This window comes from Pseudomonas sp., assembly GCF_046581935.1.
In the GTDB taxonomy this organism is placed as follows: Bacteria; Pseudomonadota; Gammaproteobacteria; order Pseudomonadales; family Pseudomonadaceae; genus Aquipseudomonas.
In genome coordinates this window covers 518,130-540,634 of record NZ_JAYGFK010000012.1, presented here as the reverse complement: position 1 = coordinate 540,634, position 22,505 = coordinate 518,130, and the positions used below count along the sequence as shown (strand labels likewise).

22 protein-coding genes are annotated in these 22,505 nt (G+C 57.7%); 8 read left to right on the top strand and 14 right to left on the bottom strand.

The features are described from left to right. Positions 1–68: 68 nt before the first annotated feature. Positions 69–1,502, top strand: coding sequence for an exodeoxyribonuclease I (gene sbcB, locus VCA57_RS10315; RefSeq protein WP_411184902.1), 1,434 nt, complete (start codon positions 69–71; stop codon positions 1,500–1,502). A 98-nt stretch (positions 1,503–1,600) separates the two neighbouring features. On the opposite strand, the gene mvaT is transcribed toward sbcB, so the two are convergent. Further along, on the bottom strand, positions 1,601–1,975 hold the full coding sequence (gene mvaT / locus VCA57_RS10310) for a histone-like nucleoid-structuring protein MvaT (protein WP_411184901.1): 375 nt from the start codon (positions 1,973–1,975) through the stop codon (positions 1,601–1,603). A gap of 304 nt (positions 1,976–2,279) precedes the next feature. Here mvaT and purU point away from each other — a divergent pair, with 304 nt between their 5' ends. The 4 genes from purU to VCA57_RS10290 all read left to right on the top strand — a co-directional run bounded on the left by purU (position 2,280) and on the right by VCA57_RS10290 (position 5,425). Beyond that, positions 2,280–3,131, top strand: a complete 852-nt coding sequence (gene purU / locus VCA57_RS10305; RefSeq protein WP_411184900.1) for a formyltetrahydrofolate deformylase — start codon at positions 2,280–2,282, stop codon at positions 3,129–3,131. 46 nt (positions 3,132–3,177) lie between these two features. Further along, the gene (locus VCA57_RS10300) at positions 3,178–3,603 is read left to right on the top strand and encodes a CBS domain-containing protein (RefSeq protein WP_411184899.1); all 426 of its coding nucleotides are present in this window, start codon (positions 3,178–3,180) and stop codon (positions 3,601–3,603) included. Positions 3,604–3,614: 11 nt separating this feature from the next. Next, a complete protein-coding gene (locus VCA57_RS10295) occupies positions 3,615–3,785 on the top strand; it encodes a hypothetical protein (RefSeq protein ID WP_411184898.1) in 171 nt (56 codons plus the stop codon). Between the two features lie 158 nt (positions 3,786–3,943). Next, positions 3,944–5,425, top strand: a complete 1,482-nt coding sequence (locus tag VCA57_RS10290; protein ID WP_411184897.1) for a helicase HerA-like domain-containing protein — start codon at positions 3,944–3,946, stop codon at positions 5,423–5,425. Positions 5,426–5,473: 48 nt separating this feature from the next. On the opposite strand, the gene VCA57_RS10285 is transcribed toward VCA57_RS10290, so the two are convergent. Continuing rightward, a complete protein-coding gene (locus VCA57_RS10285; RefSeq protein WP_411184956.1) occupies positions 5,474–5,686 on the bottom strand; it encodes a hypothetical protein in 213 nt (70 codons plus the stop codon). 405 nt (positions 5,687–6,091) lie between these two features. After that, positions 6,092–7,018 (bottom strand): LysR family transcriptional regulator, encoded by a 927-nt coding sequence (locus VCA57_RS10280; protein WP_411184896.1) that lies wholly within the window; start codon positions 7,016–7,018, stop codon positions 6,092–6,094. 120 nt (positions 7,019–7,138) lie between these two features. Between VCA57_RS10280 and VCA57_RS10275 the strand changes: the two genes are divergently transcribed. Further along, positions 7,139–7,900: a 3-oxoacyl-ACP reductase family protein gene (locus VCA57_RS10275; RefSeq protein ID WP_411184895.1), complete on the top strand. Its 762-nt coding sequence runs from the start codon at positions 7,139–7,141 to the stop codon at positions 7,898–7,900. 181 nt (positions 7,901–8,081) lie between these two features. On the opposite strand, the gene VCA57_RS10270 is transcribed toward VCA57_RS10275, so the two are convergent. Next, entirely contained in the window at positions 8,082–8,960 is an 879-nt protein-coding gene (locus VCA57_RS10270; RefSeq protein ID WP_411184894.1) for an aldose 1-epimerase, read from the bottom strand. 139 nt (positions 8,961–9,099) lie between these two features. Here VCA57_RS10270 and VCA57_RS10265 point away from each other — a divergent pair, with 139 nt between their 5' ends. Continuing rightward, positions 9,100–9,855, top strand: coding sequence for a FadR/GntR family transcriptional regulator (locus tag VCA57_RS10265; RefSeq protein ID WP_411184893.1), 756 nt, complete (start codon positions 9,100–9,102; stop codon positions 9,853–9,855). A gap of 21 nt (positions 9,856–9,876) precedes the next feature. Here the strand turns inward: VCA57_RS10265 and VCA57_RS10260 are convergent, their stop codons facing one another. The 6 genes from VCA57_RS10260 to VCA57_RS10235 form a co-directional block, all read right to left on the bottom strand. Further along, complete coding sequence (locus VCA57_RS10260) at positions 9,877–10,785, bottom strand: EamA family transporter (RefSeq protein ID WP_411184892.1); 909 nt, start codon at positions 10,783–10,785, stop codon at positions 9,877–9,879. A 69-nt stretch (positions 10,786–10,854) separates the two neighbouring features. Then, positions 10,855–12,135: a TRAP transporter large permease gene (locus VCA57_RS10255; protein ID WP_411184891.1), complete on the bottom strand. Its 1,281-nt coding sequence runs from the start codon at positions 12,133–12,135 to the stop codon at positions 10,855–10,857. Continuing rightward, the gene (locus VCA57_RS10250; RefSeq protein ID WP_411184890.1) at positions 12,136–12,663 is read right to left on the bottom strand and encodes a TRAP transporter small permease; all 528 of its coding nucleotides are present in this window, start codon (positions 12,661–12,663) and stop codon (positions 12,136–12,138) included. Between the two features lie 65 nt (positions 12,664–12,728). Further along, the gene (locus VCA57_RS10245) at positions 12,729–13,703 is read right to left on the bottom strand and encodes a TRAP transporter substrate-binding protein (protein WP_411184889.1); all 975 of its coding nucleotides are present in this window, start codon (positions 13,701–13,703) and stop codon (positions 12,729–12,731) included. Positions 13,704–13,771: 68 nt separating this feature from the next. Next, positions 13,772–14,662: a glucurono-1,5-lactonase gene (locus VCA57_RS10240; RefSeq protein WP_411184888.1), complete on the bottom strand. Its 891-nt coding sequence runs from the start codon at positions 14,660–14,662 to the stop codon at positions 13,772–13,774. Positions 14,663–14,719: 57 nt separating this feature from the next. Next, entirely contained in the window at positions 14,720–15,538 is an 819-nt protein-coding gene (locus VCA57_RS10235) for an NAD-dependent epimerase/dehydratase family protein (RefSeq protein WP_411184887.1), read from the bottom strand. Positions 15,539–16,739: 1,201 nt separating this feature from the next. On the opposite strand from VCA57_RS10235, the gene VCA57_RS10230 reads away from it, so the two are divergent. Beyond that, positions 16,740–17,435, top strand: a complete 696-nt coding sequence (locus VCA57_RS10230) for a tRNA (adenine(22)-N(1))-methyltransferase (RefSeq protein WP_411184886.1) — start codon at positions 16,740–16,742, stop codon at positions 17,433–17,435. A gap of 112 nt (positions 17,436–17,547) precedes the next feature. On the opposite strand, the gene VCA57_RS10225 is transcribed toward VCA57_RS10230, so the two are convergent. The 4 genes from VCA57_RS10225 to VCA57_RS10210 all read right to left on the bottom strand — a co-directional run bounded on the left by VCA57_RS10225 (position 17,548) and on the right by VCA57_RS10210 (position 22,040). Then, positions 17,548–19,068: a tripartite tricarboxylate transporter permease gene (locus VCA57_RS10225; RefSeq protein WP_411184885.1), complete on the bottom strand. Its 1,521-nt coding sequence runs from the start codon at positions 19,066–19,068 to the stop codon at positions 17,548–17,550. A 12-nt stretch (positions 19,069–19,080) separates the two neighbouring features. After that, positions 19,081–19,572: a tripartite tricarboxylate transporter TctB family protein gene (locus tag VCA57_RS10220; protein ID WP_411184884.1), complete on the bottom strand. Its 492-nt coding sequence runs from the start codon at positions 19,570–19,572 to the stop codon at positions 19,081–19,083. A 61-nt stretch (positions 19,573–19,633) separates the two neighbouring features. Continuing rightward, positions 19,634–20,614 (bottom strand): tripartite tricarboxylate transporter substrate binding protein, encoded by a 981-nt coding sequence (locus tag VCA57_RS10215; RefSeq protein WP_411184883.1) that lies wholly within the window; start codon positions 20,612–20,614, stop codon positions 19,634–19,636. Positions 20,615–20,642: 28 nt separating this feature from the next. Continuing rightward, positions 20,643–22,040: an enolase C-terminal domain-like protein gene (locus VCA57_RS10210; RefSeq protein ID WP_411184882.1), complete on the bottom strand. Its 1,398-nt coding sequence runs from the start codon at positions 22,038–22,040 to the stop codon at positions 20,643–20,645. Positions 22,041–22,505 lie beyond the last annotated feature (465 nt).

The window sequence follows — 22,505 nt, the reverse complement described above, 5'->3', positions numbered from 1 at the left end:
TTCTGAGCTTGACTCGGTGGCGACAGCGGAATGCTAGACTGGCAACGCCTCAGCATCAGGATGCCACTGTGACTTCCAGCCTCTTTTGGTACGACTACGAAACTACCGGTATTGATCCGCGCCGCGACCGGCCGCTGCAGGTCGCCGGAATCCGCACCGATGAACAACTCAATGAAATCGGTGAGCCGCTGAATATCTACTGTCAGCCCAGCGACGACATCCTGCCGCACCCGGCCGCCTGCCTGGTAACCGGCATTACGCCGAGCACCTTGGCGCAGCATGGTCTGGATGAAGCCGAGTTTATGAGCCGTGTGCATAGCGAACTGTCGGCACCCGGTACTTGTGGGGTTGGCTATAACAGCCTGCGCTTCGATGATGAAGTGACGCGCTATAGCCTGTACCGCAACTTTTATGATCCCTATGCGCGCGAGTGGCAGGGGGGCAATAGCCGTTGGGACCTGATTGATATGGTGCGTACGGCCTATGCATTGCGCCCTGAAGGTATCGTTTGGCCAGAAGAAGATGGGCGGGTAACGCTCAAGTTAGAGAGGCTGACTGCGGCTAATGGTATTGAGCATGGCCAGGCCCACGACGCTCTGTCCGATGTGCGTGCCACCATTGCCTTGGCGCGTTTGCTACGCAGTCAACAGCCCAAGTTGTATGACTACTTGTATCGCCTGCGCAGCAAACAAAAAGTGCAGGATCAGGTGCGGTTGTTGCAGCCGTTGGTGCATATCTCAGGCCGTTATGCTGGTGCACGACATTATTTAGCTGTGGTGCTGCCGTTGGCCTGGCATCCGCGTAATCGCAATGCGCTAATTGTCTGTGATTTGCAGGCGGATATTGCGCCGCTACTCAATGAGTCTGCGGAAACATTACGCACACGCCTATACACGCGTCGTGAGCAATTGGCCGAGGGCGAATTGCCGGTGCCGCTGAAATTGCTGCATATCAACCGTTGCCCAGTTGTCGCGCCGATGAACGTATTGCGTGCGCAGGATATTCAGCGCCTGCAACTCGATATCGCGGCTTGTCAGGCGCAGGCCGAGCAACTGCAGGCTAACGCTGCTGTTTGGCAGGACAAGCTAGTAGAGGTTTATGGCGAAGAACAATTCGCCGCCAATGAAGATCCGGAACAACAGCTTTACGAAGGGTTTATTGGTGACCGTGATCGACGTTTGTGTGAACAAGTGCGTCGAGCTGACCCGCAGCGCTTGGCTGATAGCGAATGGTCATTTGATGATGGTCGTTTGCCCGAGTTGCTCTTTCGTTACCGGGCGCGCAACTTTCCGGCGACCCTGAATATTGAGGAGCAGCAGCGCTGGCGAACGTTCTGCCAGCAGCGCTTGAGCCGTGCTGAATATGGTGCGCCAAACACCCTTGAACAGTTCGAGCTGGCATTGGCTGAGGTGGTGGACGGTGTGACTGCCGAGCAGCAGGCGGTACTGCTTGAATGGCGCGAGTATGCCGAGCGGCTACGCCAGCAATATACCCTGCAGTAAATAAGGTTAAATGCCTCGCGGTTTGTAGAAATAACACGCATTAAAAACGCCAGCTATGCTGGCGTTTTTAAATGGAAGCGGTGTTGCTAGCGGGCAGCTTAGTCGAGCAGGGTTGCCCAGCCTTCAACTACGTCGCCGCCCCATTTAGCTTTCCATTCTTTCAAGGTTTTGTGGTTGCCACCTTTGGTTTCAATCACTTCACCGGTATTCGGGTTTTTGTACTGCTTAACTTTGCGTGCGCGCTTGGTGCCGGTAGGTTTGCTGGCGCGGGTTGCTTTGCTGCTCTTGGCTTCTGGGTCGAGCATGGCAATGATGTCACGCAGCGACTTCTGGTATTCGCCCATGAGTGTGCGCAGTTTGCCTTCGAACTCCAGCTCTTTTTTCAGCTTGTCGTCTTGCGACATGTTCTTCAGGCGTTCTTGCAGTTCTTTGATGGCTTCTTCGGTGGCGCGGTATTCGTTGATCAACGACATGAGAGTTACCTGTATCTGATTTGATAATTAAGTGGTAGCAATAGTAGTCAGGCACTTTTCACAAGTAAACCGCTTTATTGGTATTTTTTATAAATTGCACTGTTAAGTTACACGCGCTTACGTTGCTTAATGCGCTCAACTAATTATTCAGTGTGGAAGCAGGTTAGTTCTGTACGGGAGCTGCCGTTACATGTGTCAGGCCACTGCACTGTTCTAGACGGTCACCCTGCGCGCTTAGTGGGTACTGCAGTTTTTCTGCGCAGTGACTAGAATGGCCGACTTTATTTGAGTGCTGGAGCTGCTGATGCGTACTTTTCGATTGGTCATAGCCTGTCCAGACCGGGTCGGGATCGTGGCCAAGGTCAGTAATTTTCTGGCCACTTACAACGGTTGGATAACTGAGGCAAGCCACCACTCGGACAATCAGAGTGGCTGGTTTTTTATGCGTCACGAAATTCGTGCTGACTCACTGCCGTTCGATCTGGACGGTTTTCACCAAGCCTTCGCGCCGATTGCCCGCGAGTTTTCCATGGTCTGGCGAGTTACCGACTCTGCGCAGAAGAAGCGCGTGATTTTGATGGCCAGCCGCGAGTCGCATTGCCTGGCTGATCTGCTGCACCGCTGGCACAGCAATGAATTGGATTGTGAAATCCCCTGCGTGATCTCCAACCACGATGACCTGCGTAGCATGGTTGAGTGGCACGGTATTCCGTATTTCCATGTGCCGGTCAATCCGCAAGACAAGCAGCCGGCTTTCGATGAGGTCGCGCGGTTGGTCAGGGCGCACAGCGCGGATGTCATTGTCTTGGCGCGCTACATGCAAATTCTACCGGCCGAGCTGTGTGAGGAATTTTCCCAGCGGGTGATCAACATCCATCACAGCTTTTTGCCGTCCTTTGTCGGGGCCAAGCCTTACCACCAGGCTTCGCTGCGTGGGGTAAAGCTAATTGGCGCGACCTCGCACTACGTCACCGAAGAACTGGATGCCGGGCCGATCATCGAGCAAGACGTGGTGCGTATCAGCCATCGCGACAGTATTGAAGAGATGGTGCGGTTGGGTAAGGACGTCGAGAAAATGGTCCTGTCGCGTGGTCTACGCTATCACTTAGAAGACCGAGTGCTGGTGCACGATAACAAGACAGTGGTGTTCGACTGAGGTGTAGGCTGCGGTTCGGTTCAGTGCATGACAAGAGGATTTGCTGATGCTCAAGTCAATCAAGGTACGTGACTACATGACCCGCAACCTGGTGACCTTTCGCCCAGAAATGGACCTGTTTACGGCCATCAATCGTTTGCTGGAGCATCGCATTTCAGGTGCTCCGGTGGTGGATGGGCAGGGGCATCTAGTGGGCCTTTTGTCTGAGGGCGACTGTTTGCGCGGTATTCTTTCCGGTGCGTATTACGAGTCGGCAGGTGGCGATGTCAGCACGTATATGACCACGGAGGTTGAGGTGATATCTCCTGAGGCTGACATCATTGAGATATCCGAGCGATTTCTACGCAGCCGCCGTCGGCGTTTGCCGGTTGTCGAAGGCGGGCGTTTGGTCGGCCAGGTCAGCCGCAGTGATGTGTTGCGCGCGGTCAAGGAATTTGCCCAGCATGATCAAGGTCATGCGGTGCTTAACTGAGGTGTTAAACCATGGCTGATCCGCATGAGCGTTGCACCGCTACAGCGCCACCGATAGTCGGCGAAGGCTGCACGCAACGTTATGATCCGCAAGCGCTCAATTCTGATGACGGCACCGAATTTGCTGGTGCCGCTGAGTTGTGGCAACAATTGCAACAACCGCCAGAAACAACTGATAAGTAGCCATAATAATGAGGCGCTCACTGAGCGCCTCATTATTTTGCGGCATAGATGTGGCGGCATAAGTTCTGTGATCAGCTTTATGCGGCGGGCATGAATGGCAGTGCAGGCCAATATTTTGGGCGTCATTGCAGTTACGCGATAACCACGGAGATAACACGATGGCGGAACCCGAGCTGTTTGTTATAGGGGCCGATGTGCAGGGCTTGCCAGTAGGCCAGGCGCTGCGCCTGGCTAATCGTCATGGGCTGATTGCCGGTGCGACGGGCACGGGCAAAACCGTGACCTTGCAGCGATTGATTGAAACGTTCAGCGATGCTGGTGTGGCGGTATTTGCCGCTGATATCAAGGGTGATCTCTGCGGTCTTGGTGCGGCTGGAGCTCCACAAGGCAAGGTCGCCGAACGGATCGCCAGCATGCCTTGGCTTAATCACACGCCGACAGCCTATCCCGTGACGTTGTGGGACGTGCATGGCAAAAGTGGCCACCCGCTGCGCACAACCTTGAGTGAAATGGGGCCGCTATTGCTGGGCTCATTGCTGGAATTGACCGACAGCCAGCAGGCGGCGCTCTACGCGGCTTTTAAGGTCGCGGACCGTGAAGGGCTGTTGCTGCTCGACTTGAAAGACCTCAAGGCGCTGCTGGCGCACCTGAAAAGCCACCCCGAAGTGCTCGGGGAAGACAGCGCATTGTTTACTTCCACCTCCGCGCAGGCCTTGTTGCGCAAGCTGGCTGGTCTTGAGCAGCAGGGCGCTGAAGCCCTGTTTGGCGAGCCGGCGCTGCAACTGGAAGATATTCTGCACCCGGATCGCGATGGGCGCGGGCGCATCCATTTGCTTGATGCGAGTCGCCTGGTGCATGAGGCCCCCAAGGTGTATGCGACCTTCCTGCTCTGGCTGTTGGCTGAGTTGTTCGAGCAACTGCCAGAACGTGGTGATGCCGAAAAACCGCTGTTAGCGCTGTTCTTCGATGAAGCGCACCTGCTGTTCGCCGATACCCCAAAGGCGTTACAGGAACGTCTGGGGCAGGTCGTACGGTTGATTCGCTCGAAAGGTGTTGGGGTCTACTTCGTCACGCAATCACCCGGCGATCTGCCTGATGATGTGCTCGCTCAGCTGGGGTTGCGCATCCAGCATGGCTTGCGTGCCTTTACCGCGAAAGAGCAGAAGTCCTTGCGTGCAGTGGCAGATGGTTTTCGCCCAAACCCCAGCATCGACACGCTCGCGGTACTGACCGAGCTGGGTATTGGTGAAGCGCTGGTGGGTACGCTGGAGGCCAAGGGCACGCCTGCCATGGTGCAGCGCGTGGCAGTTGCGCCGCCACAGTCACGTATCGGGCCGCTGAGTGAAGTGGAGCGTGCAGCGCTGATCCAGCAATCGCCTTTGCGTGGGCGCTACGACAAGCCGTTTGATCGTGAGTCAGCCTATGAACTGCTGACCGCACGTACCGAGCAGGCAGCGCCAAGCAAGCCTAGCGCTACCGAGAAAAAGGACGAGAGCAGCTTCGGCAGTGCGGCAGGTGAATTGTTCGGTGGTCTTGCCAGTCAGGTGATGAAAACGGCCATGCGTCAGGCGGCCAACCAGATTGGCCGGCAATTGGTGCGCGGACTGCTGGGCTCGCTGATGGGTGGCAAGAAGCGTTGAAGCAGGGGCCATCCCTCATGGGGATGGCCTCTTGCTCGCTATGCAGTGTCAGCCAGATGCTGCGTCGGCTTTACTGAGCAGCTCTTTTTCGATTCGTTCTAGTTCTTTGTCAAACGCTTGGTCGAGAAGGTTGGCCTTCTTGCGCCATGGCTTGCGCTCGGGATCCGGTTGAGCGGCGTAGGTAATGACTTCCCCGCCATATACATCCTTGTAACGCTGCGCCTGGCGCTCGAGTTCGGCGCGCAGTTCGTCTTTCGTCACGTAGTTACCCATGGTATTGAAAAGAATGTTGGCTCGATGCCTGGCATGTGACCTGGGCATCTGCGACACCAAACAGTTATCCGCGCACCTAGTCGAGGCTGTGAATAGTTTCAGAGACTATTACCGTCGATGGTTTGCCCTTTAATTGATACGGCCTGAGTAAATTATCAGGCTTGTTAAAGGGCTAACTAGGCTGCGCTGGGCAATTATGGCGAAGCTGAGTTAAATGTCCAGTGCAGCGCTAGGTGACCGGCATGGTCAGCTTGGTGTATGTCACGCGCGCCGGGCGACAAACGCTAACATGATTTACCCATCAATACGCCTAAGTTACGCGTATGTATTGCGCGAGTTACTTCGAGCATATTTGGCTAAGTGCGCGACATTATTAACCCTGCGACGGGGTATTCAGCTGAGGGCAGAGAACCGTGTGGGTAGTTTTTGCGCTTGGAAGTGTTCGACCAAACTGTCGATAAACGCGCGAGTTTTTGCCGGTAACAGGTTGTGCGCGGAGAAGTATACCGAGACATGCCCCGCGTCCACATACCAATCATGCAGCACCCGCTGTAGGCTGCCTCGCTCCAAGTAGGGCAAAGCATGTGGCAGGCTGACCAAGGCAATACCAAGGCCCATTTCGGCGGCACGGCAGGCAGCGTCTGGATCACTCATGGTCATGCGTACCGGCAGTTCGAGGGATGCTTGTGCGTGGTCACGATTGTGCAGAGTCCAGGGGCGCACACGTCCCGTCTGGGGGGAGCGAATCAGAATACCTAAGTGCTGCATCAAGTCGCTTGGTACTTGAGGCGTCGATTGACTGGCAAGGTAGGCGCTAGATGCCACGAGAATGCGATGGGCCGGTGCCAGCTTGCGCGCCACCACGCCCGGAGACAACTCCATGGCGCCACTGATAGCAGCGTCGAAGCCCTGGCCGATTAGATCCGCCGGGCTGTTGTCGAAGTGCCAGTCTGGTGAGATGGCCGGGTAACGCTGGAGAAATTCACCAAGCATTGGCAGCACATAGTCGCGACCAAAGGTCACGCCCATGCTCACTTTCAGCGTGCCAGCCGGTTGCCCGGCAGTGCTGGCCAGGTTGGCCATGGCATGCTGAATACTGCTAAGCCCGCCGCGTACTTCCAATAGAAAGCGCTCACCTGCCTCGGTCAGTGTCAGGCGCCGAGTGCTGCGCTGGAACAACCGTACGCCGAGGCTGGCTTCCAGTTTGGCCACGTTCTTGCCCACAGCGGCAGGCGTCAAACCAAGGCGGCGCGCTGCTTCGGCAAAGCTGGAAGCTTCTGCGCTGCGGACGAAGCACTCCAGACTGGCGAGGGTTTGCATAAGCACTCCGTAAACTTTTTGGATCGACTGAATATAGCAATTACAGGCTTATCGGCATGCAATCTGCGGCAGATACTCAGCTCACACCGGGCAAGTCGCCCGTTACTTCGGAGCACGAACATGTCGATCTTGACTAGCAATACCCTCAAGCTGAGCAACAAAGTAGCCCTGATCCAGGGCGGTTCGCGCGGCATCGGTGCCGCCATCGCCAAGCGCCTGGCCGCAGAAGGCGCGGCGGTAGTAATTACCTATATCAGTTCGGCCGAGCAGGCGGCTGATGTTGTTCTGAGCATCGAGAGCGCTGGTGGTCGTGCCCTCGCTATCAAGGCCGATAGCGCCGATGCCGTTGCTGTGCGGGCAGCCGTCAGCCGTGCTGTGGAGCACTTTGGCCGGATCGATATTCTGGTCAACAACGCTGGTGTGCTGGCGGTCGCGCCTATCGAAGAGTTTAGCCTGGAGGATTTCGACCGGACCTTGGCCGTCAATGTGCGTAGTGTATTTGTTGCCAGCCAGGAAGCCGCGCGGCACATGAGTGATGGCGGGCGCATCATTACCATTGGCAGCACCAATGCTGAGCGTATGCCGTTCGCCGGTGGCAGCGTGTACGCCATGAGCAAGTCGGCGATCGTCGGCCTGACCCGCGGCATGGCACGCGACCTAGGTCCACGTGGGATCACGGTGAACAACGTGCAGCCAGGTCCGGTGGATACTGACATGAACCCGCAAAACAGCGAATTCGCTGAGAGCTTGATGGGACTGATGGCGGTCGGTCGTTATGGCCGCGCCGAAGAAATTGCGGCATTCGTTGCCTATTTGGCAGGTCCGGAGGCCGGTTATGTGACCGGTGCCAGCCTGACCATTGATGGTGGTTTTGCGGCCTAAAAACGCTTGCTACGCAAGCCCCGAACTCGCGCTCTGGGCTTTGCGGTATGTGTTTTTAGTCATTGAGTGCCGGCCTAGCGTCTTCCGCTTGTACTTTGGGGGCTGCTTAAGCTGGGCTAGTTGTGGGAAATCGGCGCTGAAAGTCGAATGGTTGTGGCGGGGCGCTGCCGAACAGCCGAACTCAGCCCAGCGGTAAGGCTTGATACTGCAGGCTGAATGACAATTGGCAGGTTTGCCCTTGGCGCAGCAGGCGTAAACCCGGTTGCCCTGGAAGGTGGTGTGCGTTGACCGGATGGCTAACGGGCTCGAAGCAGAAGAAGTTCTGTTCGCTTGGGGTAAAGAGAATGAAGTAATCGGCGCCCTGGCTGTTGCATTGCAGTTGGTAGCCGGCGTCTTCCTGGATGATCTGGCAACTGCCATCCCAACCGGTAAAGGCGTGGTCGATCTGCTCGCTGGGTAAGTCTTGCGCTTGAGTGAAATTCCAGCTGCTAGGCAGCGGCGCTAGTTGGCTGGATAGGCGTGACTGGTCGCATTGCCAAAACTGCTGCGCTGCGGCGCGCAGGCGAGTGTGTGCTGTGCGCGGGAAGTAGGGGTGCCAGCCCAAGCCATGCCAGGCCGCACGCGCATCCAAATGGGTAACCTGCAAGTGCATCTGCAGGCAGCCGTCGTGCAGGCGAAAGCGTTGTTGTGCGCGATAGGCAAAGGGCAGGTGACTATCCAGTTGCAGGCAGATCTCGCTGGCGCTCTGTTCTATCACCTGCCAGGGCTGTTGCCAGGCGCTGCCATGGATTGGCAGTGGGTCAGTGGCGCTGTTGGCAGGCAGGTCAAACCAGCCATCAGGGCTGCTAAAGCCGCCCTGACCAATGCGGTTGGACCACGGCACTAGCGGGTAACAGGCCAGACGGCGAGGGCTGCTTGCCTGCAGCGCTTGTTGGTCGCTGTGACGCAGTAAGGCGTGGCCGCTGTTGTGCAACGTCCAGTTGACGATGCTGCCACCCAGCTCGGGAGCAAGGGTCAGGCGAGTCAGTTTATCTTCGAGTATCAGCAGTTCTGCAGTCATGCCAGTTGCTCTCGTGCGCAGGGGCTACGGTTATTCATAACACTACTTTTATTATGGGCTTGCTACTCAAGGAGTATGTCATCGTACAACTCCCTGGGCTATGATTGCTTTTTAGCCGTCAACCGAGAAAGACCTTCATATGGATACACCACACAGCCCGCCACGTGCCCGCCGCAAGCATCGCAGCCTGGCCCAGGAGCTGGTGACTGAACTGTCCCAACGCATCCGTGACGGGGTGATCAAGCGTGGCGACAAGTTGCCGACTGAGTCGGCGATCATGGAAGAACAAGGCGTTAGCCGTACCGTAGTGCGTGAAGCGCTGTCACGGCTGCAGGCCTCCGGCCTGGTGGAAACACGGCATGGCATCGGCACCTTTGTACTGGATACGCCGAGCCCGAGCGGCTTCCGCATCGACCCGGCAACCATCGTGACCTTGCGCGATGTGCTGGCGATTCTCGAATTACGCATCAGCCTGGAAGTCGAATCAGCGGGTTTGGCGGCGCAGCGCCGTAGCGCCGAGCAGTTGGCGGCCATGCGTGAAGTGCTCGATGCGCTGCACCAGAGTGTGACGCAGAGCGGCGATGCGGTGGCTTCGGATTTCCAGTTTCACCTGCTGATTGCCGAGTCCACTGGTAATCGTTATTTCACTGACATCATGAGCCACCTGGGAACCAGCATCATCCCGCGGACCCGGCTGAACTCGGCGCGTATTGCCCATGATGATCAAGAGCACTACATGGCGCGCTTGAGCCGTGAGCATGAGCAAATTTTTGAAGCCATTGCACGCCAGGATTCTGATGCCGCGCGTGCCGCCATGCGCCTGCACCTGACCAACAGCCGCGAGCGTTTGCGTCAGGCCCACGAAGCGGCCGAGGCAGAAGCTCAGCAGGGCTGAGCTTCATTAGCCTGAAGCACGTCAGGCTTGTCGGCGGTAGGTCAGTAGAATGATGCCGCTGATGACGATCAGCCCGCCGATGATCTGTATCCCGCCCAGTAGTTGATCAAGAATCAACCAGCCAAACAGCAGCCCTGCCACTGGCTCGATGTTCATCACTGGCGCATTGCGCGCCAGGTTCAGCCGCGTTACCAGGATGAACAGGGTGGAAAAGGCTGTGCCGTACAGCAGCACCAAGCAGGCGAGGGCGATCCAGCCGGCGTTAGCGGAAGGTAAGCCCATGCCGCCGGGTAGCAGGCCAGCGGAGCCAGCCAGCGCCGAGGCGATAAACACCACCACCATCGTCAACATGCTGCGCACCGTGCCGGGCATCACGCTCAAGCGGTGCTCGGTAATCCACAAGGCGCAGGCAAATACAGCCGCCCCGGTAAGGCTGAAGAGCACGCCATCAATCCAGGTGGCATCTATCGGCGTGTCACCGGACAGCCGCGCAGGTAGATCGAGTACCAACACCAGGCCGAACAAAATCAGCCCCATCAGTAGCGCCGCCCGGGCAGTGGGGCGCGGCCCGCCGAGTGCCCAGGTCAATAGAGCCAGCATGATCGGCGCGAGATTCACTACCAGTAGGGCAAGGGCCACGGGAATGCGCGCCACCGCCGAATAGATGCAAAAACTCTGTACCGCAATTAACAGGCCGAGCAGCAGTTGCCAACTCCAGGTTTGTGGCTTCAGTCGCATTGATTCGCTGCGCCACAGGACCAGTGCCATCAATGCCAGCATGGTTACCCCTGAGCGGCAGAGCATCGCCAGCAGCAGGCCGGTGTCGTGGTCGAAGGCAATACGGGCGGCGATATGCCCGCCGGCGAACGAGCAGGCGATGGTGGCAATAATCAGTGCGGCGATGTGCCGAGGGAAGAGCGCAGCAGGCATGCTATGTCCTTATAAATCAAGAAGCCGCCAGGTCGGCGGCTCCAGGGGATCATGACGCGTTGTTGGTCGTTACAGGACTACGCTCGGCAGCCATAGCGAGATAGCTGGAATGTAAGTCACTGCCATCAGCACCATAAACAGTGCCGCGTAGAACGGCAGCAGGGCCTTGATGGTGTTTTCGATGGTCACCTTACCAACGGCCGCGCCGACGAATAGTACCGCACCTACCGGCGGGGTAATCAGGCCGATGCCCAGGTTAACCAGCATGATCATGCCGAAGTGCACCGGATCGACGCCAATATCCACCACTACAGGCAGCAGGATAGGGGTGAGGATCAGGATCAGCGGGGCCATGTCCATCAGCGTGCCGAGGGCCAGCAGCATGAAGTTGATGCACATCAGGATCACGTAGCGGTTATCTGACAGGGTCAGGAACAGCGCGGTGATCTTCGACGGAATCTGCATCAGGGTCATGATGTAGCCGAAGCTGGCGGCGAAGGCGATCAGGATCATCACGATCGACAGGGTCCGCACGGTGCGGTGCAGCAGCTTCGGTAGCTCGTGCCACTTGTAATCGCGGTAGATGAACATGGTCACGAAGAACGCCCAGACCACCGCGATAGACGCCGACTCGGTGGCCGTGAAAATGCCCGAGAGAATGCCGCCGAGGATGATCACCATGGTGAACAGGCCCCACAGTGCATCCACGCAGATCTTCAGCGCTTCTTTGAGCGGAATAACCTCGCCTTTGGGGTAGTTACGTTTGCGTGCGAAATACAGGCACATGCCCATCATTACGGCGCTAAGTAACAGGCCCGGGCCGATGCCCGCGATAAACAGCGACGCGATGGACACCGTGCCACCTGCTGCCAGCGAGTACAGCACCGAGTTGTGGCTCGGTGGTGTCAGCAGTGCTTGCACCGAGCCGCTGACGGTTACCGCTGTTGAGTACTCGCGTGGGTAGCCCTTCTTTTCCATTTCGGGAATCAACACCGAGCCGACCGAGGCGGTGTCTGCCAGGGATGAGCCAGAGATCGCACCGAAGAAGGTTGAGGCGAGGATGTTCACCAACGACAAACCGCCGCGAACGAAACCCACAAGCACGTTGGCGAAGTTCACCAGGCGCCGCGACATGCCACCTTCGGCCATGATCGCGCCAGCCAGAACGAAGAATGGGATGGCCAGCAGGGAGAATTTGCTCACGCCGCCGCTGATCTGAATCATGATGGCGTGAAACGGAATATCGATGTACCAAGCGCCGGCCAGGGCCGAGAGGCCCAGCGAGTAAGCCACGGGTACGCGCAGCAGAATCAATACGATAAAGCTGCCAAGTAGAATTAAGGCATCCATTTACACGGCCTCCTTGCTGTCTTCAACCAGCTCGAAGTTGACCACCCGGCGGTGGCTTTGGTCGCCGAGAAACAGGCGCTCAAGTACGAAGATCAGGGTGACAAAACCGCCAATCGGAATAGGTGCGTAGCTGATGCCTACACGCAGTGTCGGCAGCGTACTCATGAACTGATTCCAGGTGGCAATGCACAACTTGACGCCCCAGATGGCCATAAACAGGCTAATGGCCGCCATAAGCAGCTGAACCAACAGGCTGATGCTGGGTTGCCAGGCGGCTGGCAGGCGATCGGTAAAGGTGGTTACGGCCATGTGCGCTCCAGCTCGGTAACTGGCGGCCGCACCGATAAAGGTGAACAGCACCATCAGCATGATCGAGACTGGCTCCGGCCATCCAGCGCCGCTGCCCAGTACGTAACGGGCGAAAATGCCCCATGGAATGATCAGCGCCATAACGACGATGGCGGTGCCCGCGACCCAGATGCAGGCCTGGTAAATCACGTCGTTGACGCGTAACAGCAAATTTTTCATGAGACTTCACCACGCGCGTGGCGACGGCCTAAGCCGCCACCACGGGGTTCTTCAGAGATAGCGGATTACTTGACTGCTTCGATACGCTTGATCAGGTCAGCGTAAGGCGCGCCGTACTTCTCACGGATCGGAGCGGTTGCGTCGAAGAAGGGCTTTTTGTCGACTTCGATGAACTCAACGCCGGCTTCTTTCAGTTTGGCTTCGCTGCTGGCGGACTTTTCATCCCACAGTTTGCGCTCGTCAAACTGTGCTTCGCGGGCGTACTTCTTGACGATGGCCTGCTGCTCTGGGGTGAGCTTGTTCCACGTGGTTTTGGACATCACCAGTGGCTCAGGCAGGATCAAGTGACCGGTCAAGCTGTAGTACTTGGCGTTGCGGTAGTGGTTGTGCTCAAGCATGGTCGGCGGGTTGTTCTCTGCGCCATCGACCACGCCGGTTTGCAAGGCGCTGAAGATTTCGCCGGTATCCATGGCCACGCCATTGGCGCCCATGGCGTTGAAGGTTTCGATGAACAGGGGGTTGCCCATCACACGAATCTTCATGCCTTTGAGGTCTTCAATGGTGCGCACTGGCTTCTTGGTGTAGAGGTTGCGTACGCCGCCATCCATCCACGCCAGACCGACCATGTTGAATTCGGAATTGGTGATCTTGTCGAGGATTTCCTGGCCAATTTCACCGTCGATGACTGCACGCATGTGTGCGGTGTCACGGAAGATAAACGGCATGTTGAACACGTTAACGTCCGGTACTACCGGACCAACGGTGCCCAGGCTGACGCGGGTCATTTGCACGGCACCGATCTGCACTTGCTCGACCACTTCTTTTTCCGAGCCCAGCACGCCACCTGAGAACATATTGAATTTTAGTTCGCCATTTGTAGCCGCTTCGATCTTCTTACCCATGGCTTCCTGAGCCACCACGGTCGGGTAACCGGCCGGATGAATTTCGGCGATTTTCAGGGTCGTAGTGGCCTGCGCCAGCCCTGACAGGCAAAAGGCAAAGGGGAGGGCGGCGACAAGCAACTTGCGTTTGAAGGTCATGGTAAATCTCCAGTCTTGTTGTTGTTGGGAGTGCAGCGTTGCGAGGGCTGAGGCGTTAGAAGTACGCCTCAGCCATTGAAATGGGGCTCCTCCAGGCCGCAAACACCGGGGTTGACGGCGAATACACCGCCGGCCAGCGGCTGGTCAGAAAGGTCAATACCGTCCGGGCGGATCGAGGTGACGTAGAGGGTGTCCAGGTTTGGCCCGCCAAAGGCGCACATGCTCGGCTTTTTCACCGGCACGGCGAGGGAGCGGTCCAGGCGACCATCTGGGCTGAAGCGATGGATCAAGCCGGCATCATTGCCGCAGATCCAATAGCAGCCATCGACATCGATTGCCGCACCGTCTGGGCGGCCGGGATGGATGTTCATGTCAACGAACAGCCGGCGGTTATGTGGGGTGCCGCTGTCGATGTCGTAGTCGAATGCCCAAATCGCCTGCACCAGCGGGTGTGAGTCGGAGAGGTACATGGTGCGGCCGTCCGGGCTGAATGCCAGGCCGTTAGGCACGATAAAGTCACTCAGTTGCGCGCTCAGTGGCTCGGTTTGCTCGGCGCTGTAACGGTACATCGCACCGACCGGCGCGGCTGCACTCATGTCGAGTAGCATGCTGCCGGCCCAGAAACGGCCCTGGCGGTCGCAACGGCCATCATTGAAACGCATGCCAGGGCGAGCGTGCGCAACCTCGCTGAGCAGGCTGCTGATCAGTTGGCCATCAGCCTGTGGTTGTAGGTGATACAGGCCATCCTGCATGCCGGCAATCCAGCCGCCGCTGTGGCTGCGAGCAATGCAGGCAAGCATTTGCGGCGCAACCCAGCTCTGCGTCTGGCCGTCGGCGGCACTCCAGCGGTGCAGGCGCTTGGCGGGGATATCAACCCAATACAGCGCCTGTTCTGCAGCGCTCCACACCGGGCTTTCGCCAGTGGCATTACGGGCGTCGAGAATCAATTCAGCATGCATGGCAGCTCGTTCTCTGGTTTGTTTTTGTTATGGGCGTAGCGTGTTGCTGTGGTGCGATCAGTCGTCGCCGAACGGTCCCGAGGCGACAAAAGCGCCACCCTGATAAACCATCGCCGGGTCATCGGTGGCAGGCATTGGCTGTGCATCGATCTGCGCGCGGAATACTTCAGAGCTGTCCTGCGGCTTAAAGCCCAGGTTCGCGGCCAGGTGGTTGTCCCACCACACGTCCTTGTTGTCCGACACGCCGTAAACCACTGTATGGCCAACGTTCGGGGTGTACAGGGCGCGTTCGAGCAGTTGCGTCAGGTCGGCAAAGCTCAACCAGGTGCTCATCATGCGGCGGTTGTGTGGCTCAGGGAATGATGAGCCGATGCGGATACTGACGGTCTCGATGCCGTAGCGATCGAAGTAGAAGCTGGCCATGTCTTCGCCGTAGGACTTGGACAAACCGTAATAGCTGTCTGGGCGGCGAGGGCAGTTGGCGTCGATGCTTTCGTCCTGCTTATAAAAACCGATCACGTGGTTGGAGCTGGCGAAGATCACCCGCTTTACGCCATGCCGGCGCGCCGCTTCGTAGATATGAAACACGCCGCAGATATTGGCCCCGAGAATCTCCTCAAAGGGCCGCTCCACGGAGACACCACCAAAGTGCAGGATCGCATCCACGCCTTCGACTAACTGGTGCACGGCGGCTTTATCGGCAAGGTCACAGACCTCGACTTCTTCATGCTCGCCCGTGGCTGGGCTCATGGCTGCAATATCAGAAACGCGAAGTACGTTGGCGTAAGGACGCAGGCTTTCCCGCAGTACCTTGCCGAGGCCGCCTGCTGCACCGGTGAGCAGCAGGCGATTGAAGGGTGTGTAGGTTGTGGTCATGGCAGTCTCAGATTCTCTGCTTGTTGTTATTGGGTTGTCATCTGTTGTCGTATGACTTGATTGGATTATCGACATCCCTTGGCCTTTATGTCAACGCGACATAAGTGGGAAATTCAGTTTTTTTGCGGTTTTAATTGAGTGATCCACTGTACACAGATAGTTGCTTGCAGGCTGCCATATTTACGTGGTAGAGGCTCTAAATCAATAGTTTCAGCGACTTATATAGCGGCGATGCGAAGGGGCGAATGAGTGTTGTGGGTGTTGGGCGGGGACTTAGGCGGTATTGATATACGACTAATGTTGTACGACAACGTATCTCATTGGTTTTGTCCACATATCCGCCGCTGAAAAATACGCCGCTGGCGCTGCACTGCTTTCTGCTCAGGCAGTGGTTGTTACGCCGGATGGGGATTGAGAGCTTGAGGATTGCCACTGACTCACGAGGGTATGAGGAAAAAACTGTCGCGCGCAAAGCGCTGCTCTATATAGCCAGAGCAGCGCTTTGCTGAAAATCGAAGCTGCGTAGTCATTCTCGGCTTAACGAGGCTTGATGGTTCAGTGATGGATTAGGGACGTACAAATCCTAATAACAGGCTGCTGTTGGTCAAAGCGGTCATCGAATGCCTACATAACGAGGGTCGCTTCAGATAGTCCGTAAGCAACTCGGTTATCTCTGTAGATCTGGTCTTGAGAGAGCGGACTGGCTTTGATCTGCAGCTTATGTTTTTCCGTCGTTTTCAGCCAAGGCTTTCCTTGGAGTAGTTCGACAAACCGAGCATAGGTCGCAGGGAAATGTGTTTCTTGAAGGTCTGTGATCACTTAGAGATCTTTGCCTTAAGTGGCTTCATCCATTGCTTTACACCACTGATATTGTCAGAAGTCACATAGTGCTGCCGAGGCGTCAAATGAACTAAAGCTCCAATGGGATTTAATGATGCGGTGGGGGAGAAAGAATGATCGGAGTAGACCTGGATATCGATGCTGCCGATCATCATTCCGCGTCGATGCTGCCCTTAGTAACCGACCGCTTCTGGTCGATTGCACCCTATGACCAAAGGCGACCGCGCATGGCCCTTCGTTTCTCAGGCGCAGCCCAATCCGCAGCTGCGCTCGCAAACATTTGCCTTACATCGTCTTGCTCGGCAGACTCTTGCGCCGATCCGGCCCTGCGTGCCGGACGCTTGTGGTGAAAGAGGTTGAAGTGAACGAGCGGACATTGTCCATGCGTCTAGAGCGCGTAGCTGCGTATGTACCGCTAGGTGCGCGGCTGGCCGATATTGGTTCGGATCACGGCTACCTGCCCGTGGCGTTGATGTGCCGCGGTCTAATCACGACTGCAGTGGCTGGTGAGGTGGCGTTGACGCCGTTTCTCGCGGCTGAACGCACCGTGCGTGACAACGCCCTGGGCCAGCGCATTAGCGTGCGCCTCGCCGATGGCTTGGCGGTAATCGAACCGGGCGATGGGGTCACGGCGGTCAGCCTGTGCGGCATGGGCGGCGAGCGGATTCGCGACATTCTCGATAGCGGCAAGGCCCGCCTGAGCGGCGATGAACGTCTGATCCTGCAGCCCAATGGCGGCGAGCAGCCACTGCGCCAATGGCTGATGGACAATGGCTACGGCATCCTCTGCGAAGAGGTACTGCGGGAGAACCGCTTCAACTACGAAATCATCGTCGCTGAGTGCATGGAGCCAGTGCGCTATAGCGCAGAGCAGTTGTATTTCGGTCCGCTGAATCTGGTGCAGCGCAGCCCGGCGTTCCTCGGTAAGTGGCAGCGCATGTTGCGCCTGAAGCAGCGCACCCTGGCCAACGTCGCCCGAGCGCAGCAGCCTGTGCCCGAGGATAAGGTGCAAGAACTTGCCCAGCAGATCCGCTGGATCACCCAGCTACTGGCTTGAGCGCAGGCTTAAAGAAGACGGCTTGATGCGCAGGGCCGATTGCCTGGCAAGCGAGTTATAACCGGTGCCTCGCAAAGCCCTCTCCCGTTGCGGGAGAGGGCGGCGTGCTGCGTCAGGTGCGCAGGATCTCGTTCAGTGCGTTGTGTTTCGGCCGGGTGGCGCTGTAGATCTGCCAGGCAATAAAGGCTGCCGCCAAACCGAGGAAGCACGCGGCAATCGGGTTGCTGAGGAAGGCCATAAAGTTGCCATCCGAGAGCATCAGGCCACGGCGCAGGTTGGTTTCGGCCATCGGCCCGAGGATAAAGCCGATGATAAACGGCGCGGCAGGCATGCCGGCTTTAACGAAGCCATAGCCGAGCAGCCCAAACAGCAGGATCGACCAGACGTCGAACAGGCGGCTGGACAAGCCAAAGGCCCCGACCACACAGAGCACCAGGATGATCGGCAGAAGGATGTGCTTGGGCACATCGAGCAGCTTGATAAACAGGCGCAGGCCGTAGAACTCCATAAACAGCATCATGAACGTGGCGACGATCAGCGCGGCGAAGATGGTGTACACCAGCGGACCTTGGCTGATAAACAGCAGTGGCCCTGGTTGGATGCCATGGATCAGAAAGCCGCCAAGCAGAATCGCAGTAACGGTGTCGCCGGGGATGCCGAGGGTCATCAGCGGCAGCATGGCCCCACCGATACCAGCGTTGTTGGCAGTTTCACTGGCGACCACGCCGCCGATGTTGCCCTTGCCGTAGGAGTCCGGGTCTTTGGCGCGTTTCTTCGAAATGATGTAGGCGACTAAGTTCGAGGTGCCAGCACCGATGCCCGGCAAAATGCCGATGGCCAGGCCGATTAGCCCAGAGCGGCCGGCGTTGGGCAGTTGCTCGCGGAACTCCTTGAGCGAGAAACCAAAGCCTTTGATGTTCTTCATGCTCACCGATTGAGCCTTGCCCTGACGGGCTTGGCGGCCGGTTTCGGCAACCTTGATGATTTCGGCAACGGCGAACATGCCGATCATCACCGTGAGCATGGCGAAGCCGCCGTTGAGCTCGGTGATATTAAAGGTGAAGCGGCGCACGGCCTCGACCGGGGCGATGCCGACGGTGGACACAGCGAAGCCCAGCGCGCCGGCAAACAGGCCTTTAACCATCGAGCCAGCCGAAAGCGTGGCGATCAGGGTGAGCGAGAACACGGCGATGGCGAAGTATTCGTGGGGGCCGAAACGCAGCGCCACCTTGGCCAATTGCGGGGCGATAAACATCAGCGCGGCGATGCTGAAAATGGTGCCGAGGAAGGAGAACACGATGCCAATGCCGAGCGCCTTAACGCCATGGCCTTGCTCCATCAGTGGGCCGCCGTCGAACACCGTGGCGATCGAGGAGGGCGTCCCCGGTATCTTCAGCAGAATCGCCGAGATCAGGCCGCCCGACGTGGCGCCGATAAACAAGGAGACCAGCAGCGAAAGACCGGCTTGCGGGCCCATGGTAAATGTCAGTGGCAGGCACAGCGCTACGGCCATCGTGGCCGACAAACCGGGCACCGCACCGAAGACGATGCCCACGGCGACGCCAATCGCCATCAGCAGCATGATGTGGATTGAAAAGACGGCACCGAAGCCTTGCTGCAGTAAATCGAGCATGGTCGATCCTCTTTAAAAATTCAGCAGCCCAGCGGGCAGCATCAGGTCGAAGGCCTCGCGGAACAGCAGGTAAATGCTGGCCGAGGAAATCAGTGCAATCAGTGCATAGGTCAGGTGGTTGACCTTGTGGTCGACAGGGGTCAGCACCACGAACTGCACGTACAGGTAGATCACGGTCATGATTGGAAATCCGACCGGGTTCAGCAGCGCGATATAGCCGACGATTAGGGCGAGGGTTTTGACCACGGTTTTTATGTCGCTGCCAATCACTGGTGCAGTGGTATCGGCAGTGGAGGCGTCGTTTGCCGTGGGCTCTAGCGCTGAGAACGCGCTGAACAACTGCATGCTGGCGAGTATGCAGAGTAGTACCGAGAGCAGGGTGGGGACGAAGGCCGCGTCGATGCCGGAGTGGCCCGGCAGCTTGAGCGTAAGGACTAAGTAGGTGAGCCCGGCGCCGAGCATGGCGACGCCGATCAATAGCTCTTTTTTCTTGCAGGTAGCCATCAGGGAACCTCGGGGAGTTGGCCAGGTGCTGGCCGGCGCTCAGGCCGGCCAGCAGCATCACTTATTTGGACTGGCGCAAAACGTCCTTGAATTGCATAAAGTCATTGCGGGTTTTGGTCAGGATTGCCTTGGCATCGGCGGTGCCGTAATAGGCCACTGGTTGCTTGAATTTCTTCAGCTCTTCAGCGTATTCAGGCTGTTCGGTGATCTGCTTCATGATGTCAGCCATCTTGGCCACGATCGCCGCGTCGGTGCCTTTCGGGAAAGCTACGACGTAGGGCTTGTCGATGATGAAGTCGACGCCTTGTTCCTTGAAGGTTGGTACGTCACCCAGCAGTGCGTTGCGCTCGGCGTTGGGTTGGCCCAGGGCAACCATTTGCCCGCCGTTGACGTAGTCCTGCACGGAGCCATAGCTGATTGCGCCGAGGTCGATACGACCACCAAGCAGAGCGACGACCTTCTCCGATACGGTGCCGGCGTCGACCATCTTCAACTTGGCGCCGGTAATTTGCTCGAACATCAGGCCCTGGATATGCGAGAAGCTGCCCATCTCGGTGCCGTAGGTGACGCTTTCCGGCTTGGCTTTGGCTTTGGCGACCAGGTCTTGAACGCTGGTTATACCCGACTCGGTAGCGGCGACGAATGCCGCGCCTTTATCGACGCCGGCAATGCAGGCGATATCGAAGGCTTCAAAGCTGTCATCGGACAGGCCGGCGACTTCATTGACGATCAATTGGCCCGGGTGGGTGAAGAGGATGGTGTTGCCATCCGCTGCAGCGCCTTTCACTTGTTCGGCCGCCAGGGTGCCACCGCCGCCAGCGACGTTGGTCACGACCATGTTTTTGCCGGTGATCTGGTTGAAGTACTTAGCCATCATGCGGGCGTTGAAGTCGGTGTCGCCGCCAGGGTTGGCGATGACCACGACCTGGATTGGGCGATTTGGCCAGTTGCTGGCATCAGCCGCGAAGGCGGTCGACTGAGCGGCAATGCCACCCATGCCGACCAGGGCAGAAAGTAGGGTGGCGCGGATTGTTTTTGTCATTGGAGTTCTCCGGGGTGAATGTGTGGTGTTAGTTGCTGCGTCCTAGGCTTGGACGTTTGGGGTTGTACTGCCAACCTGGAACCAGGTACTGCATAGCCATAGCGTCGTCGCGGGCACCATTGGCGACTTTTTTGTACAGCTCGTGTGCGGCCATGATCCGCTGCATGTCCGGCTCGATACCGAGGCCGGGTTTATCAGGCACCTGAACCTGGCCACCGACGATTTGCAGCGGTTCGCGGGTCAGGCGTTCTTCGCCTTCCTGCCAGATCCAGTGGGTGTCGATGGCGGTGATGCGGCCCGGCACGGCTGCCGCCGCGTGGGTGAACATGGCCAGGGAAATATCGAAGTGATTGTTGGAGTGTGAGCCCCAAATCAGGCCGAACTCTTCACACATCTGGCCGAGACGCACGGCGCCTTGCATGGTCCAGAAGTGCGGGTCGGCCAGGGGGATGTCCACGGCTTCCAGGCGTAACGAATGGCCCATCTGCCGCCAGTCGGTGGCGACCATATTGGTGGCGGTGGGAATGCCGGTGGCACGCTTGAACTCCGCCATGATCTCGCGACCGGAGTAACCGTTCTCGGGACCGCAGGGGTCTTCGGCGTAAGCCAGCACGTGGCCCTGGCCTTTGCACAGGGCAATGGCTTCATCCAGTGACCACGCGCCGTTGGGGTCGAGGGTCACGCGGGCGTCGGGGAAGCTGGCCTTGATCGCGCGGATCGCTGCCATTTCGTCCTCGCCGTGCATTACGCCGCCCTTCAACTTGAAATCATTAAAGCCATAGCGTGCGTGCGCGGCTTCGGCCAAGCGGGCGATGGCTTCAGGCGTTAGTGCGGCCTGGTGGCGCAGGTTGTACCAATCATCGCTTGTACCTTGGCCGGCGAGGTAGGGCAGGTCGGTACGCTGGCGCTCACCTATATAGAAGAGGTACGCGAGCATCGGCACCTGGTCACGTTGCTTGCCGCTACCGAGTAGTTCGGCCACTGGTACGTCGAGGTACTGGCCGAGCAGGTCGAGCAGGGCAGCCTCGACGGCAGTAATCACGTTATCCAGGCGTAGGTTGATCTCGTGCGGCTGCTTCAGCACGCGCGCTTCCGACTCTGAGGTGACCTGGTGCTGGGTGGTTTGCGGGCCGTTACCGCGCCCGGCAATCGCCTGGCGCAAAATATTCAACGTGTGGTTGTAGCGCCCGATTGGCTTGCCGATGACCAAGTCGCGGCAGCGCTCCAGCGCCTGGCGAATACCTTCGCCGCCGGGTACTTCGCCGCAGCCGGTGTTGCCTGCACTGTCTTTGAGCAACACCAGGTTGCGGGTGAAGTAGGGCGCGTGAGCACCGCACAGGTTGAGCAGCATGCTGTCATGGCCGGCGACCGGGATGACTTGCATATCGACTACGCGCGGCGTTGCACTTGAGGTGGCGTCATACATCGTGGCGGGAGCTCCAAGCAGAGAGATGGCGGGGCGAGGTCGATGCAATGCCAGCCGCCGCTCGCGGTTCGCAGGTGGGGCGCTGGTATAGAGGGTGCGCCGAGCACGCTGAGTCGCTGTCGGGCAGAGGGCGGCGCACGCTGGCGCTGCCTTGGGCAGGTGAGGTCGGTGACATGACCTGGATCTCGCTGTTGTTATTATTGGATGTCATATGTTGTCGTATGACTTTGCTAAATTAGTACCAGCCGTACTTTTCACTGTCAACGCATACGATGGTCGCGAGCGTGTTTAATTCGCGATGAATTATCATGGTCGTAAGCATTTTTGGGCTTTTATAGACGATTTAAATATATTTAAATCAATGGTTTATTGGCTTCATGAGGCTTTTCGAGGATAGGGCTGAAAAGCGCATAAGCAAATTTTTGACAGGCAAGTGATGTGGAAAGGTGGTGTTTTTTTTATTGT

Bases quoted from the DNA above. Each gene is read 5' to 3' on its own strand.
- VCA57_RS10270 (WP_411184894.1), bottom strand. From the start codon at position 8,960: ATGACTGCAGAACTGCTGATACTCGAAGATAAACTGACTCGCCTGACC.
- VCA57_RS10240 (WP_411184888.1), bottom strand. From the start codon at position 14,662: ATGCATGCTGAATTGATTCTCGACGCCCGTAATGCCACTGGCGAAAGC.
- VCA57_RS10260 (WP_411184892.1), bottom strand. From the start codon at position 10,785: ATGCCTGCTGCGCTCTTCCCTCGGCACATCGCCGCACTGATTATTGCC.
- VCA57_RS10220 (WP_411184884.1), bottom strand. From the start codon at position 19,572: ATGGCTACCTGCAAGAAAAAAGAGCTATTGATCGGCGTCGCCATGCTC.
- VCA57_RS10215 (WP_411184883.1), bottom strand. From the start codon at position 20,614: ATGACAAAAACAATCCGCGCCACCCTACTTTCTGCCCTGGTCGGCATG.
- purU (WP_411184900.1), top strand. From the start codon at position 2,280: ATGCGTACTTTTCGATTGGTCATAGCCTGTCCAGACCGGGTCGGGATC.
- VCA57_RS10275 (WP_411184895.1), top strand. From the start codon at position 7,139: ATGTCGATCTTGACTAGCAATACCCTCAAGCTGAGCAACAAAGTAGCC.
- VCA57_RS10290 (WP_411184897.1), top strand. From the start codon at position 3,944: ATGGCGGAACCCGAGCTGTTTGTTATAGGGGCCGATGTGCAGGGCTTG.
- VCA57_RS10210 (WP_411184882.1), bottom strand. From the start codon at position 22,040: ATGTATGACGCCACCTCAAGTGCAACGCCGCGCGTAGTCGATATGCAA.
- VCA57_RS10250 (WP_411184890.1), bottom strand. From the start codon at position 12,663: ATGAAAAATTTGCTGTTACGCGTCAACGACGTGATTTACCAGGCCTGC.
- VCA57_RS10225 (WP_411184885.1), bottom strand. From the start codon at position 19,068: ATGCTCGATTTACTGCAGCAAGGCTTCGGTGCCGTCTTTTCAATCCAC.
- VCA57_RS10295 (WP_411184898.1), top strand. From the start codon at position 3,615: ATGGCTGATCCGCATGAGCGTTGCACCGCTACAGCGCCACCGATAGTC.
- mvaT (WP_411184901.1), bottom strand. From the start codon at position 1,975: ATGTCGTTGATCAACGAATACCGCGCCACCGAAGAAGCCATCAAAGAA.
- VCA57_RS10235 (WP_411184887.1), bottom strand. From the start codon at position 15,538: ATGACCACAACCTACACACCCTTCAATCGCCTGCTGCTCACCGGTGCA.
- VCA57_RS10255 (WP_411184891.1), bottom strand. From the start codon at position 12,135: ATGGATGCCTTAATTCTACTTGGCAGCTTTATCGTATTGATTCTGCTG.
- VCA57_RS10280 (WP_411184896.1), bottom strand. From the start codon at position 7,018: ATGCAAACCCTCGCCAGTCTGGAGTGCTTCGTCCGCAGCGCAGAAGCT.
- VCA57_RS10265 (WP_411184893.1), top strand. From the start codon at position 9,100: ATGGATACACCACACAGCCCGCCACGTGCCCGCCGCAAGCATCGCAGC.
- VCA57_RS10245 (WP_411184889.1), bottom strand. From the start codon at position 13,703: ATGACCTTCAAACGCAAGTTGCTTGTCGCCGCCCTCCCCTTTGCCTTT.
- VCA57_RS10300 (WP_411184899.1), top strand. From the start codon at position 3,178: ATGCTCAAGTCAATCAAGGTACGTGACTACATGACCCGCAACCTGGTG.